A 12939-nucleotide genomic window follows, 5' to 3' on the forward strand; every position below is an offset into this window, starting at 1 on the left:
GTCAAGGCGCGTCGTAGCGGGCGCGTATTGCCGCCAGCGCGCCGTGCTGTTCCAGGCGGGTGATGGCGGCGTTCAGGCGCGCCAGGTCGGCGGCGCTGGTGCTGCGCGCATTGAGCATCAGGTGCACGGGCGCACGCAGGACGAAAAAGGGCAGGGCGGTCAGGGCGACGCCCTGCAAGCGCGCTTCGTGGCGCACGGCCAGCACGTCGCCCATCAGCAGGTCGGCGCGGCCCGCGTCGAGCATGCGCACGCCCTGCTGGAAGCTGCCGAAGGCATTCAGGCGGCCGGCCTGTTCCAGCATCGGCCGCGCCGCCGCGTACTGCGCGCCATACCAGCCCACTTTCGGCGCCAGCAGGGTCGCCTTGCCGCGCGCCAGCTGCGCGAAGCTGGCGGCGGGGCGCTGGCCGGCGGCATTGCCCGGTTTGCTGAACAAGCCCACGGCCTCGTCGCGGTAGGCGACGGAAAAGCGGGCATACGATAGCCGTTCGGGCGTCTCGGAGGCGGCCAGCATCAGGTCCAGCTTTCCTTGCTGGAACAGCAGTTCGCGCCGCGCCGTGGGCAATTCCGGCAAGGTGACCAGGATACAGCGCGCTTCCTTGAAGATGGCTTGCAGCAATTCCAGGTCCAGGCCCGTATAGCGGTCCTGTGCATCGCGGTACACATACGGCGGCCACTGCTCGAGCGCCATCGTCATGCGGCAGGCGGCGGCGGGCAGGGCAGCTACGCCGAGCATTGCCGCAAACAGGAGATCGCGCATGCGCATACGGTGCATCCTAGAGTTTCAACTTGATATTCAATTTGCCAGAACCGCCACGGAAGTCAAGCACGGCATCCACTTTTCCCCATGCCGTGCCTTGCCGTGGACTGACCCCGGTGGCCGTGCGCAGGACGCATCGGCAGTGCACGATGGCATTTTCTCCATAAAAATATACATTTGATAATATTAAAAAACAGTGGTTTAATTGTTTAGTTGCTAATTTTGGCAACTTCCACTTTGAGGAATATATGGCCCATCAATTGTCCGCCCTGGCTGCCGTCCTGGTTTTTTCCCTCTCATCAAGCGCATTTGCCGGCACCACGATAGCAACGCAAGGTTTTACGATTGGAGATGAATGGGGCGGGAGCCTCAAGTTGATCTCCGATAGCAACAATGTCGCCAAGTTCGACCTGACGAATATCGCCGGACTCAACTATTCCTTAACGGAGACGTATTCCTCGTCGGTTGGAGACGGGAAACTGGATTTTTTTGATGTCAGCGCGCGCGATGGCTATCGCGTGATCAGTGTCGAGTATAGCGGCGTGATCAGCGGCGCATTGATACCGGCACCGGATTACCCCGACAGTTGGCCTTATTCGTATTGGGGGGGCAGCGCCACAAACAATTCGCAGGCATATTTTGGTACCTACGGGGAAAACACGGATCCGTCGAATAATGCGCAAAAAAAGATCTTTTTCAACGATCTGAATGGCACTGTGCCGTTTTCCCTGAAAAACAGTACGGAGCTGCTGCCGCAAACGTTTAAGGTCTGGCTTGAGGTCTATGCTTGGGCTTCGGTGACGCCAGGTGGCGGGCAATGGTTTCCTGGACAAGGCGATGATGGTTATTATTCCTGGACGACACCATCGACTGCCAATCTGGGCATTATCAAACCCGTCCTGACGCTGACCTATGCCCCGCTCTCGGCCGTACCGGAACCATCCACGTATGCGATGCTGCTTGCGGGCCTGGGCCTGTGTGGCATCGCGCGCCGTCGCCGGGCAGGCTGATACGGCGCGTGTGATGCGGGGGAGCAAATCGGCTATAGTGGCGCGGTGCATCCATCCACCGCCCCGCAAAGGACCACCGCTTGACTCCCCCGCTCGAGATCGCCGCCAACGTGCTGATGACTGTGTCCATCATCCTGGCCGGCCGCAACAATATTCATTCCTGGTGGATCGGCATCGTCGGCTGCGTGCTGTTCGCCGTGCTGTTTTATCAGGTCAACCTGTACGCCGACGTGCTGCTGCAGCTGTTTTTCATCGTCACCTGCGTCATCGGCTGGCTGCAATGGCGGCGCGGCGCGGGCGGCCAGCCCTTGCCGATCACGCGCACGGGCTGGCGCAGCCTGGCGTGGGTGGTGCCGGCCGGTATTGTCGCCGTCGTCATCTACGGCCTGCTGCTGCACCGCTGGACGAACGCGTACGCGCCCTTCATCGATTCGGCAGTGTTGGTATTTAGCATCATCGCGCAATTCCTGCTGATGAGCCGGCGCATCGAAACCTGGGCATTCTGGCTGCTGGTCAATACCGTGGCCGTGCCCTTGTACTACAGCCGCGGCCTGCACCTGACGGCCGTGCTGTATGCCGCCTACTGGTTCAATGCGCTGCTGTCGTGGTACTGGTGGCGCGTGCAGGCGCGCCGCGCCGTGGCCGAGTCCGTAACTCCGGGCGCGGCAGTCGCCGACGCGTGATGTTGCTAAGTATCAAGTCCTTAGATCCAAATCGTATATACAATCAATTTTAAATTCGTTCACGCCATAAAGACGCCGAGATATAGTGGCCTTTCCCCGCTTACCGGTGTCTTTTATGTTGCGCTTTATCCCTTCTGCCAGTTTTTACGCCACCCGGCACCAGCTGACCATGCAATCCATGGCGCAGTGGATGCCGATGCGTGGCCGTCCACGCATCCCGTAATTCGCTCATAAGCCTGTCTGTTGTTTGTCCGCTGGCCTGCCCGGTCCGCGTGCCCCCGCTCGGCCTTTTTATCGGAAAAAGGCCCCCAATCCCAATAAGAGGAAACCATGTTCAAACCACTCGCCATCAGTCTTGCCATCGCCGCCGCCTTTCCATCCTTCGCTCATGCCGAGGAGGAAATGCTGCGCGTCAACGTCACCGGCTCGAATATCCGCGTCAGCGAAAAGGAGGGCGCCAGCGCCGTGCAGGTCATTACCGCCAAGGAATTGAAAGCCAGCGGCAAGACCAGCGTGGCCGACGTGCTGCGCGCCATCTCCGCCAACAGCGGCAACAGCTACAACGAACAATATACGGGCAGCTTCTCGGCCGGCACCTCGGGCCTGTCGCTGCGCGGCATCGGCCAGAAAAATACCTTGATCCTCGTCAATGGCAAGCGCGTGGCCAGCTATGCGACGGCGCAAAACCTGCAGGAAACTTTCGTCGACCTGAACAGCCTGCCGATGGCGGCCGTGCAGCGCATCGAGGTGCTCAAGGATGGCGCCTCGTCCGTCTACGGTTCCGACGCCGTGGCCGGCGTGGTCAACATCATCCTGTACAAGGAATTCACGGGCACGGACGTCACGGCGCAGTGGGGCGGCTCGACCGAGGGCACGGGCCAGCATGAAAAGAGCGCGGCGCTGCAGACGGGCTTTGGCAAGCTGGAGGAAGACGGCTACAGCCTCGTCTTCTCGATCGACGCGCAGCAGCGCGACAAGCTGCAGCAGAGCGACGTGGCGTGGATGCGCGATGCGGATTTTCGCAACCAGCAGCGGGGCAGCCTGGGCTGGGCCATCACCAATTACGCGGGCACGGACCCGACCCGCACCCTGGGCGGCGTGCGCGGACCATTGCAACTGGTCAACTATGGCGACATCACCCCCGGCAAGACGGGGCAGGTGCTGGCGTACAACCCCTCGCCCTACAAAACCTTGATTCCCGGCATCCAGCGCGTGCATACGGCCGCGCGCGCCACCTTCAAGCTCAATGCGGATACGGAAGCGTACGTCGACTTGCTGCACAGCTATTCGCGCGCCGACCAGACCTTCAGCGCGCCGCTGACGGTGAACAACGCCACGCGCGTGTGGAACAACGCCACCCAGGCGCTCGATACCATCCCCGTCGTGCTGCCCGTGGGCCATCCGAACAATCCCGGCACGACGCCCCTGCCGTTCACGGCCACCCTGTTCGACCTGGGTCCGCGCCTGAAGCAGGACAAGGTCACGTTCTACCGCGCCCTGGCGGGGCTGAAAGGCACGCTGGCGGGCTGGGACTGGGATGCGGCCGTGGGGCACTCGAGCAGCAAGCTGGAAGAAACCGTGCAGAACTTCGTCAACCGTTACGAATTCCAGAAGGTGCTGGCCGACGGCAGCTATAACTTCTTTGATCCATCGCAAAACAGCGAAGCCGTACGCAACCGCCTGCGCCTGTCGACCCTGCGTCCGGCCGAGTCGACGCTGGACACCGTCGATTTTTCCGCCGCGAAAGATCTGTGGCAGCTGCCGGCCGGTCCGCTGGGCTTTGCCGCCGGCGCGCAATGGCGCCGCGAAAAGATGGATTCGCAAACCTCGACGGCCGTGTTGTCGGGCACGGAGCTGCGCCCGGCCATCAACATCATCAACGGCTCGCGCGACGTGTCGGCCCTGTTTGCCGAATTCAATGTCCCCGTCGTGAAAGACCTGTCCGTCAACCTGGCGGGCCGCGCCGACCATTACAGCGATTTCGGCAATGCGTTTTCGCCGAAAGCCAGCGCCCGCTACCAGGCGGCACCGTGGCTGCTCCTGCGCGGCACCGTCTCGCGGGGCTTCCGCGCGCCATCCTTGCCGGAAATCACGCAAAGCACGGCCGTCAGCTACGTCAGCGTGCTCGATCCGCGCGATCCGGTCACGCCCACGCAGACGCGCGGCGTGACGGCCATCACCATCGCCAACACGGCGCTGCGTCCCGAGCGTTCGAACAACCTGAACCTGGGCGTGGTGGTCTCGCCCAGCAGCAGCTCAAGCATCGGCCTCGATTACTACCGCATCAGGCAGGATGGCGTGATCGGCACGGAAAGCGCCACCACCACCATCGCCAATGAAGCGTCGGCGCTGCAAAAGATCACGCGCGATGCCGATGGCCGCATCACCACCCTGTACCGCCAGTACCGCAACCAGGGCCAGCGCGAAGTGTCGGGCATCGACCTGGACCTGCGCCAGCGCTTCGCCGACAAGGACTGGGGCAAGCTGACCCTGGCCGGCCAGCTGAGCCGCGTGCTGCGCTTTGCGGAGCCGCTGTCCGACGGCGCGCCGCTGACGGACGGTGCCGGCACGAATTATTTCGGCTCCATCCCGAAATGGCGCGGCGTCACCTCGGCCACGTGGGAACAGGGCAAATGGTCGTCGACGCTGACGTGGAACTACGTGGGCAGCTACGCGCAAAGCACGCACCTGGATGAATCGGTGGCCGCCTTCAGCACCTTCGACGTCACCACCAGCTGGCAAGTCACGCCGGCGGCCAACGTCACCTTCATCGTGCAGAACCTGGCCAACAAGCGCGCGCCGTGGGATTACTCGGCGTCGGGCTTCGACTATACCCAGGCCGACCCGCGCGGCCGCTTCGCCTCGCTCAAGCTGAACTACAAGTTCTAAGGGCAGGGCGGACCTGGGTACGCCTCAGTGCCCGCCTGCCGCTTGCCGCTGTCCCGTCTGCTCATGCAGGCGCTGGCGGTAGGCGCTGGGCGTGACGCCCATGCGTTCGCGGAAGGCGGTGGCGAAATTGCCCGCGTTGTGGAAGCCGATCAGCAGGGCGATGTCCTGCACGTCGATTTCCGTCTGCTGCAGCAATTCCACGCCGCGGGCGATGCGCGCTTCGCGGATGAAGGCGAAGACCGTCATGCCCGTCTGTTCGCGGAACATCAGGGTCAGTTTTTCACGGTAGGTGCCCACGCTGCGGGCGATTTCGGACAGGTTGGGCAGGCTGCCCAGGTTGTCGAGGATGAGCTGCTTGACGGCGTTGACGAAGACCAGGTCCGGATGCTTCTGCGGCTCGCTCACCTCAGCCACGACGGGCAGCGTACTGTTGCTTCTACGCATCAATCCCAGATGAATATGGATGCGCGCGGCCAGTTCTTCCGGTGTAAACGGTTTCGAAATGTAGTCCACGCCGCCCACCTGCAAGCCCATGATGCGCTCCTTGGCCGCATCGGCGCCGCTGAGAAAGATCACGGGAATCTGTTCCGTCTCGGGATTGGCCTTGAGCAAACGGCACGCCGTATAGCCATCCATCTCGGGCATGCGCACGTCGAGCAGGATCAGGTCGGGATGCGTGGCCAGGGCCAGCTGGTAGCCCTGGTAGCCGTTGAAGGCGATGCTGAAACGGTAGGGCTGCTCGCTGAGCAACTCCATCAGCATGCGCTGCTCGAACGCGGAATCGTCCACGATCAAGATGTTTTTTCTGATGGGTTCGCTGGTCAATGGCATGGCATGGATGACTTAACCAAAAAGCAAGTTGTGGCTTATTATGCCTCGGTTTTTATTTTTTTTCTGCTTTTCTCGTGTTTCAAAAGAGCTTTCTCCGCAAGAAGAAGCGGCAATTTCCCAGATCGCTAATAATCCACTCATGCATTGATTTAAAGCAATGTCGCTTGTTAAAAAATCTGTTTTGCAAATGCGGCAAAAATGATGAAGTCCCAAGCTGTTGGTCTTCAGTCTTGTTTAGTTGTCCTGGTTTGCGTGCCCTAAAAAACGCCGGCAATTCCGTGACTATCCTCAGTGCCCTTACCGTATCGGAAGGGCCCGTTCATGATGTTTCGTCATCCGGAGGTTTTATGTTACGCGTTAAATTTTCCCCTGTAGTCGTCGCCGCTGGCCTTGCCCTTGGTGCCGCTTCCATGTCTGCTTCCGCCGACGCCGCCACGTATCTGAATGGCAGCGCCACTTCCAACTTCGACGTCACGTTGACCATCGTGGCCAACTGCGTGATTGCGGCGGCCCCCTTGAACTTCGGTTCGATTCAGGGCGTACTGAGTACTGCCGTGAACGTCAATACCACGGTCAACGTGACCTGCACCAATACCACGCCCTATAACGTGGGCCTGAGCGCAGGCACGGGCACTGGCTCGACCGGCACGACGCGCTACATGAGCGGTACCGGCTCGAATACGGGCACGGTGCAGTTCAACCTGTTCCAGGCGGCCGGCACCACGGTGTGGGGCAATACGCAGGGCACCAACACGCTCGGCGGTACCGGTTCCGGCGTGGTCCAGCCGCTGACCGTGTACGGACAGGTGCCCGCCCAGGCGACCCCGGCGCCTGATGCCTACAAGTCGACAATTACCGCCACCGTGTATTTCTAGACAGGGCGCATATGACGGTACGCCGCTCATTTCCTGTCTGGCTGTGGCCGGCGCCGATGCTGTATCTGGTCGGCGCCGCTTCCGTGGCCGCGGCCAATCTGCAGATTTCCCCCGTCACCATCAATTTGCGGGCGGAGCAGAACGCCGCCGGCATCACCCTGCAAAACCTCGGCGACAAGCCCCTGTATGGGCAGGTGCGCGTATTTTCCTGGGACCAGGCGAATGGCGAGGAAGTGCTGCTGCCGACGCAGGAACTGGTGGCCAGTCCGCCCATCGTGGAAGTGGCGTCGAACGGGCGCCAGACGATCCGCCTGGTGCGGCGCAGCGCCGGTCCCCTGGCGCAGGAGCGCACCTACCGCGTGTTGATCGACGAGGTGGCGCGCGAAGCGGAGTCCGAGAGCAATGGCGTGGATATCCGCCTGCGCTACTCCGTGCCCGTGTTTGTGTTGCCCAGCGGCATGCCTGGCAAGGAAGTGTTGGCGTGGCAGGTGTTTCGCAAGGATGGCGCGTGGATGTTGCGTATCAACAATAGCGGCAATTTCCATGCGCAGATCGGCGCCACGTCGTTTGTGAATCCGGCCGGCAAGGATTTTGGCATCAGCAAGGGATTGTTTGGCTACGTGCTGGCGGGGCGCATGCGCGAATGGCGCCTGCCCGTCGCCAGCGATGCCGCGCTCGACGGCGTGCTGACGATTTCGTCCAACGTGAATGCAAAGGCGATCATTGCCAGGACATCGACGCCACCTTGATCAACGCCGCCATGGCGCATGCTTGCTCAACCGGGTTACACCATGATGTGGTCACTGACATGGCAGGCCTGCTGGACGGTAGTCATGATGGCGGCTGCCTGCGGCGCCAGGGCGGACGGCGTGGAGCGCGCCCCCGCCTCGGACGATGATGCCGGCCAGGCCAGCACGGACGTGGATCTGGCGGCACCGAGAGAACTCTATCTGGAGGTTAGTGTGAATGGCGAAGCAAGCGGACTGATCTTGCGTTTTACCCAACAGGGTAAGCGCTTGCGCAGCAGCGTGGATAACTTGCAGCAACTGGGGCTGGACCCGGCGCGCCTCGGCGTGTCGGGCCAGCTCGATGTCGCGCTCGATGCCATTCCCGGCCTTGCCTATGACTATGATGCGACGCGCCAGAGCGTGTCGCTGCGCATCAGCGACAGCCTGCGCGTGCCCTACAGCATCAATGCGCATACGGCCGAGCGCGCGCCGAAGTCCAGCGTGACGCCTGGCGCCGTGCTCAACTACGAAGCTTACACGGAGCTGGGGCAGACGCGCCGCGCGGCCCTGTTCAACGATTTCCGCTACTTCAATGACAGCGGCGTCTTCAGCAGCACGGGCACCCTGAACGTCATGGCGGGGCAGCGCCAGTACCTGCGCTTCGATACCTTCTGGAACCATTCCGATGTCGATACCCTGCAATCGTGGCAGGTGGGCGACCTGATTTCCTCCTCCCTGAGCTGGAGCCGCGCCGTGCGCATGGGCGGCTTCCAGTGGCGCAAGAATTTCCAGCTGCGCCCCGACCTGCTGACCTTTCCCGTCACGGCGGTAAATGGCACGGCGCTCGTGCCGTCCTCGCTCAGCCTGTACGTGAACGGCGTGCAGCAGTATGCGGCGAGCGTGCCCAGCGGTCCTTTCGTGCTGAACCAGGTGGCCGGCATCAACGGCGCGGGGCAGGCCACCGTCATCACCCGCGACGCGCTGGGCCGCAGCGTGGCGACGACCTTGCCCCTGTATGTGGACACGCGCATGCTGGCCAGCGGCCTGAGCGACTATTCGGTCGAGGCGGGCGTGCTGCGGCGCGACTACGGCCGCAGTTCCTTCGGCTACCAGAAGCGGCCCGTCGCCAGCGTCACGGGGCGCTATGGACTCAGCGACACCTTGACGGTCGAGGGCCACGCCGAAGCGGGGGCCGGCGTGCTGAATGCGGGCGGCGGCGGCCTGCTGCGGCTGGGCCAGGCAGGCGTGATCAACGGCGCCATCGCGGCCAGCAGCGGGCATGGCCAGGGTATCCAGGCCAGCCTGGGCTACCAGTACCTGGGTCCGCGCTACAGCATCGATGCGCAAAGCACGCGCGCCAGCGCCCGCTACGGCGACCTGGCGTCGGGCGACGGCAGCCCCGTCGTGCGCGCGGCCGACCGCGTGTCGCTGACGCGGGCACTGGCGGCAGGGCAAAGCATGAATCTCAGCTACATCGGCTACCGCACGGAGGGGGAACCCACCTCGCGCATCGTCACCCTCGGCTATTCCGCCTCGCTGTTCCGCGGCGTCTTCCTCAGTACCAGCGCCTTCCAGGACTTGAGCCAGCACCGCAACCGGGGCTTTTATATCGGCCTGAGCATGGTGCTGGACGGCAATATTGCCACCAGTGCCAATACCAGCCGACAAAATGGCGTCAGCAGCCATAATGTGGGCGCGCAGCGCACGGCCGATTTTGGCGGCGGCTTCGGCTGGGGCGTGCAGAGCGGCATGTCCGGCAGTTCCAGCTATCGCCAGGCGCAGGTGGAATACCTGGGCAACTATGGCCGCGTGACGGCGCGCGCGCAAAGCGATGCCATGAGCAATGCGGCGTCGCTGGGCGCTTCCGGCGCGCTGGTGCTGATGGATGGCCACATGGAGGCGGCGCGCCAGGTGGGCAGCGGCTTCGCGCTGGTATCGACGGGCGGCGTGGCCAATATTCCCGTGTTGCATGAAAACCGCCAGATCGGCGTGACGGGCGGCAGCGGCTACCTGCTGGTGCCTAATCTGAATGCCTATGGCGACAACCAGATCAGCATAGGCACGGATGCCCTCGACGTCGATGCGCGGGTGCCCGTGACGAATCTCAGCGTGGTGCCGCGCAGCCTGTCCGGCGTGCTGGCGTCGTTTCCTGTGGAGCGCTACAGCGCGGCCACCGTCATCGTGCAGGGCGCGGACGGCAAGCCGCTGGCCACCGGCTTGCCGGTGCTGCACGTGCAAAGCGGCAAGCGCACCGTGGTGGGCTTCGACGGCATCGCCTTCGTCGACGACCTGGCCGCCCAAAACCAGTTGCGCATCGGCGAAGGCGACAGCCTGTGCACGGTCAATTTCCCGTATGTGCGCCCGGCAACAGGCGGCCTGCCCGTCATCGGCCCGCTGCGCTGCGTCGCCGGAGGGAGCCGCTGATGCGCCGCCTGCTGACCTTGCTTGCCATTGTGCTGGGCTGCCTGCTGGCCACGGCGGCGCGCGCCGATGTCTGCTCCGTCAGCGTCAACGACGTCGACTTCGGCCAGGTGACGCCGATTTCCGGCGGCGACTACACGGTCACGGGGTCCGGTACCCTCAGCTGTACCTTTTCCACCTTGAGCCTGGGGGTGCTGCTGACGCCGAATGCGCGCGCCTGCCTGAACCTGGGCATCGGCAGCAATTCCCTGGCGGCCGTGCCGCGCACCCTGGGCAACGGCGCGGCCCGCATGCAGTACAACCTGTATGTCGACGCGACCTATTCGCCGGCGACGATCTGGGGCGGGCCGGGCGTGACGGGCGCCACCACCTCATATCCGCTGCAGCTGTCGGCCGGCCTGCTGACCCTGGGCGGCACCTACACGAAGAATTTCAATTTCTACGGCAAGATTCCCGCCGGGGCCGCGCTGGCGGGCGTGCCGACGGTCAGCAACAGCAATACCGTCTACACCTCCAGCTTCAGCGGCGCCGGCACCATGACCTACGCCATGTATGGCTTGCTCAACGATCCCGGCACCTGCCTGGGCAACAGCGCCAGCTTCAGCTTCACCGTGAATGCCACGGCGATCAATAACTGCACTATCACGGCCGCGCCGATGGCATTCACCACCGCGACGGTGCTGAACGGGCCCGTGCGCAGCACCAGCACCCTGTCGGTGCGCTGCGTGAATAACAACGCCTACCAGATCGCCCTGAACGGCGGCACGGTGGCGTCCAGCGTGGCGGCGCGAAAAATGAAGAATACGACGGGGCCGGCCACGATCGGCTATGAATTATCGGGCAGCCTGGATGGCCCCATCTGGGGCGATGGCACGGCCGGCACCAGCATGGTCAGCGGTACCGGCACGGGCAGCAGCCAGCCCGTGACCATTTATGGCCGGGTGCCAGCGCAACTGACGCCCGTTCCCGGTGACTACAAGGATACGGTGATGGCGACGATTTATTTCTAGAACGTGACGGTGACGAGGCCGCCGCCCGATGGCGTGGCGTGCTGATGCAAGAGATAGGGCGTGTTGTGACGGCATTGCACCTGCATCGGCGCGTGCAGCGTGCTGACGCTGCAGACGTCGTGGACGACGAGGCTGGCCTGGAACGATGCGGAAGCGGTGGTGCCGGCGGTGGTGGTCTGGCAGAGGGTGAGGGCAAGCAGGGCTGGCAGGACGGCAAGCTTCAAAGGAGTCATCGTGTATGCATCTGGCAAAAAACGGGCGTGGTCAGCAAGGCCGCATGGCATGGCTGACACCGTCTTCTGCACCGGGATTAGGGGAACTGAACGAGCCATGATTGTACTTGAACAAGAAAAGTGTGAGTTTGTGCGTATTTTCAAGCCGTCATCATGGGGCCGGCGACGCTTTCGATTTGATAGTAACTGATGTTTCTGTAGTGCAACTGATATTTTTTTGATTGTTGTGTTGGATCAACGTGAGGAGATGGTCATGAAACATACCAACTTTAATAATTTGCCCTGCCCGATCGCCCGCAGTCTGGGCAAGGTGGGCGAATGGTGGAGCATCCTCATCCTGCGCGAAGCGTTTTACGGCAAGACGCGCTTCGATGAATTTGAAAAAAGCCTCAAGATCGCACCCACCATCCTGACGCGCCGCCTGGCCGACCTGGTGGAAGGCGGCTTGATGACGCGCCGCCTGTATTGCGCCAAGCCGCCGCGCTACGACTACGTGCTGACCAAGTCCGGGCGCGCCTTCAAGCCCGTCCTGCTGGCGTTTATCGCCTGGGGCAACGAGAACTTCGCGCCCGAAGGCGCCAGCCTGGTGATCGCCAGCCGCGACACGGGCCTGGCCGCCGATCCCGTGCTGGTCGATGCCATGACGGGCTTGCCCATCAATGACGAGTACTACGCCTTCGCGCCAGGGCCGGCTGCCAGCGACAGCATGCGCAGCATCATCCTCGACGCGGAAAAAAGCAGCGGCATCGCGCCCAAGCCGAAGGCGCCAGCCGCCAACCGCGGCTGGGTGGCGGAAGGCCATCTGGCCTGAGGCACCGGCCGGCGTGGCATCAGTTTGGCGTAAAGCAAAACGGGCGACGCAGCATGGCGTTATTCTTGCACCCAGAGCCTGTCCCGGTGGCGTGATTCCGCCACCGGGGCCGGTTCCGGCTACCGTCCCGCCATGCATGGCCAGGACGGGCGCCAGGCAGCACAAGTGCGGCGCGGACCCGGCTGAGCGGGGCAGGGCGCCATCCGTGACCCGATGTCCGTTGAAGGAGTATGGCGATGAAAGTATTGCAACGACACGGCGGCGCCGCCGTGCTGGCGCTGGCGGCCCTGCTGGGCGCCTGTTCCCATGGGCCGCACCATCCCGGCGAGCATGACGTCACCCTGACGGGGGCGCAGGAGGTGCCGGCCAACACCAGCACGGCCAGCGGCAGCAGCAATATCCGCGTGGCGCCAGGGGGCGGCGTGTCGGGCGGCGTGCGCTACACGGGCCTGGTCGCCACCGTGGCACATATCCATGAGGCACCCGTCGGCGCCAATGGACCCGTCATCGTGCCGCTGCTCAAAACCGGCGAGGGCATGTTTGCCGTGCCGGCCAACACCGTGCTCACGCCGGCCCAGTATGCGAGCTACCAGGCCGGCAACCTGTACGTCAACGTGCACAGCGCCACCTATCCGGCCGGCGAGATCCGCGCCCAGCTCAAGGCGAAGTAGGACGCCAGCGTTTTCTTCGA

The 12939-nt window shown here is 63.2% G+C and carries 12 protein-coding genes; 9 read left to right on the forward strand and 3 right to left on the reverse strand.

Annotated features, from left to right (window positions below; all coding sequences use genetic code 11):
- Window position 1 precedes the first annotated feature (1 nt).
- Window positions 2-757, reverse strand: coding sequence for a transporter substrate-binding domain-containing protein (locus tag EBS11_RS11065; protein WP_290602950.1), 756 nt, complete (start codon window positions 755-757; stop codon window positions 2-4).
- A 248-nt stretch (window positions 758-1005) separates the two neighbouring features.
- On the opposite strand from EBS11_RS11065, the gene EBS11_RS11070 reads away from it, so the two are divergent.
- The 3 genes from EBS11_RS11070 to EBS11_RS11080 all read left to right on the forward strand — a co-directional run bounded on the left by EBS11_RS11070 (window position 1006) and on the right by EBS11_RS11080 (window position 5339).
- Window positions 1006-1767, forward strand: coding sequence for a PEP-CTERM sorting domain-containing protein (locus EBS11_RS11070; RefSeq protein ID WP_290602956.1), 762 nt, complete (start codon window positions 1006-1008; stop codon window positions 1765-1767).
- An 80-nt stretch (window positions 1768-1847) separates the two neighbouring features.
- On the forward strand, window positions 1848-2450 hold the full coding sequence (pnuC, locus tag EBS11_RS11075; RefSeq protein ID WP_290602961.1) for a nicotinamide riboside transporter PnuC: 603 nt from the start codon (window positions 1848-1850) through the stop codon (window positions 2448-2450).
- Window positions 2451-2780: 330 nt separating this feature from the next.
- A complete protein-coding gene (locus EBS11_RS11080; RefSeq protein ID WP_290602964.1) occupies window positions 2781-5339 on the forward strand; it encodes a TonB-dependent receptor in 2559 nt (852 codons plus the stop codon).
- A gap of 24 nt (window positions 5340-5363) precedes the next feature.
- Here the strand turns inward: EBS11_RS11080 and EBS11_RS11085 are convergent, their stop codons facing one another.
- Window positions 5364-6170: a response regulator gene (locus EBS11_RS11085; protein ID WP_290602966.1), complete on the reverse strand. Its 807-nt coding sequence runs from the start codon at window positions 6168-6170 to the stop codon at window positions 5364-5366.
- Window positions 6171-6580: 410 nt separating this feature from the next.
- On the opposite strand from EBS11_RS11085, the gene EBS11_RS11090 reads away from it, so the two are divergent.
- Genes EBS11_RS11090 through EBS11_RS11105 form a run of 4 tightly spaced genes read left to right on the forward strand, consistent with a single transcriptional unit; the run spans window position 6581 to window position 11204 of the window.
- On the forward strand, window positions 6581-7045 hold the full coding sequence (locus tag EBS11_RS11090) for a spore coat protein U domain-containing protein (RefSeq protein WP_290602969.1): 465 nt from the start codon (window positions 6581-6583) through the stop codon (window positions 7043-7045).
- An 11-nt stretch (window positions 7046-7056) separates the two neighbouring features.
- Window positions 7057-7794 (forward strand): fimbria/pilus periplasmic chaperone, encoded by a 738-nt coding sequence (locus tag EBS11_RS11095; protein ID WP_290602973.1) that lies wholly within the window; start codon window positions 7057-7059, stop codon window positions 7792-7794.
- A 42-nt stretch (window positions 7795-7836) separates the two neighbouring features.
- Complete coding sequence (locus tag EBS11_RS11100; protein ID WP_290602983.1) at window positions 7837-10197, forward strand: fimbria/pilus outer membrane usher protein; 2361 nt, start codon at window positions 7837-7839, stop codon at window positions 10195-10197.
- Window positions 10197-11204, forward strand: a complete 1008-nt coding sequence (locus EBS11_RS11105; RefSeq protein ID WP_290602989.1) for a spore coat U domain-containing protein — start codon at window positions 10197-10199, stop codon at window positions 11202-11204. Before EBS11_RS11100 ends, EBS11_RS11105 begins: the two co-directional genes overlap by 1 nt.
- Here the strand turns inward: EBS11_RS11105 and EBS11_RS11110 are convergent.
- Window positions 11201-11437, reverse strand: coding sequence for a hypothetical protein (locus tag EBS11_RS11110; RefSeq protein WP_290602993.1), 237 nt, complete (start codon window positions 11435-11437; stop codon window positions 11201-11203). The genes EBS11_RS11105 and EBS11_RS11110 overlap by 4 nt on opposite strands.
- Window positions 11438-11690: 253 nt before the next feature.
- Here EBS11_RS11110 and EBS11_RS11115 point away from each other — a divergent pair, with 253 nt between their 5' ends.
- Complete coding sequence (locus tag EBS11_RS11115; protein WP_071326735.1) at window positions 11691-12248, forward strand: helix-turn-helix domain-containing protein; 558 nt, start codon at window positions 11691-11693, stop codon at window positions 12246-12248.
- A 236-nt stretch (window positions 12249-12484) separates the two neighbouring features.
- Window positions 12485-12919 (forward strand): CHRD domain-containing protein, encoded by a 435-nt coding sequence (locus EBS11_RS11120; RefSeq protein WP_290602999.1) that lies wholly within the window; start codon window positions 12485-12487, stop codon window positions 12917-12919.
- Window positions 12920-12939: the final 20 nt, after the last annotated feature.

The organism is Janthinobacterium sp. (assembly GCF_009923995.1).
Lineage (GTDB): Bacteria > Pseudomonadota > Gammaproteobacteria > Burkholderiales > Burkholderiaceae_D > Janthinobacterium.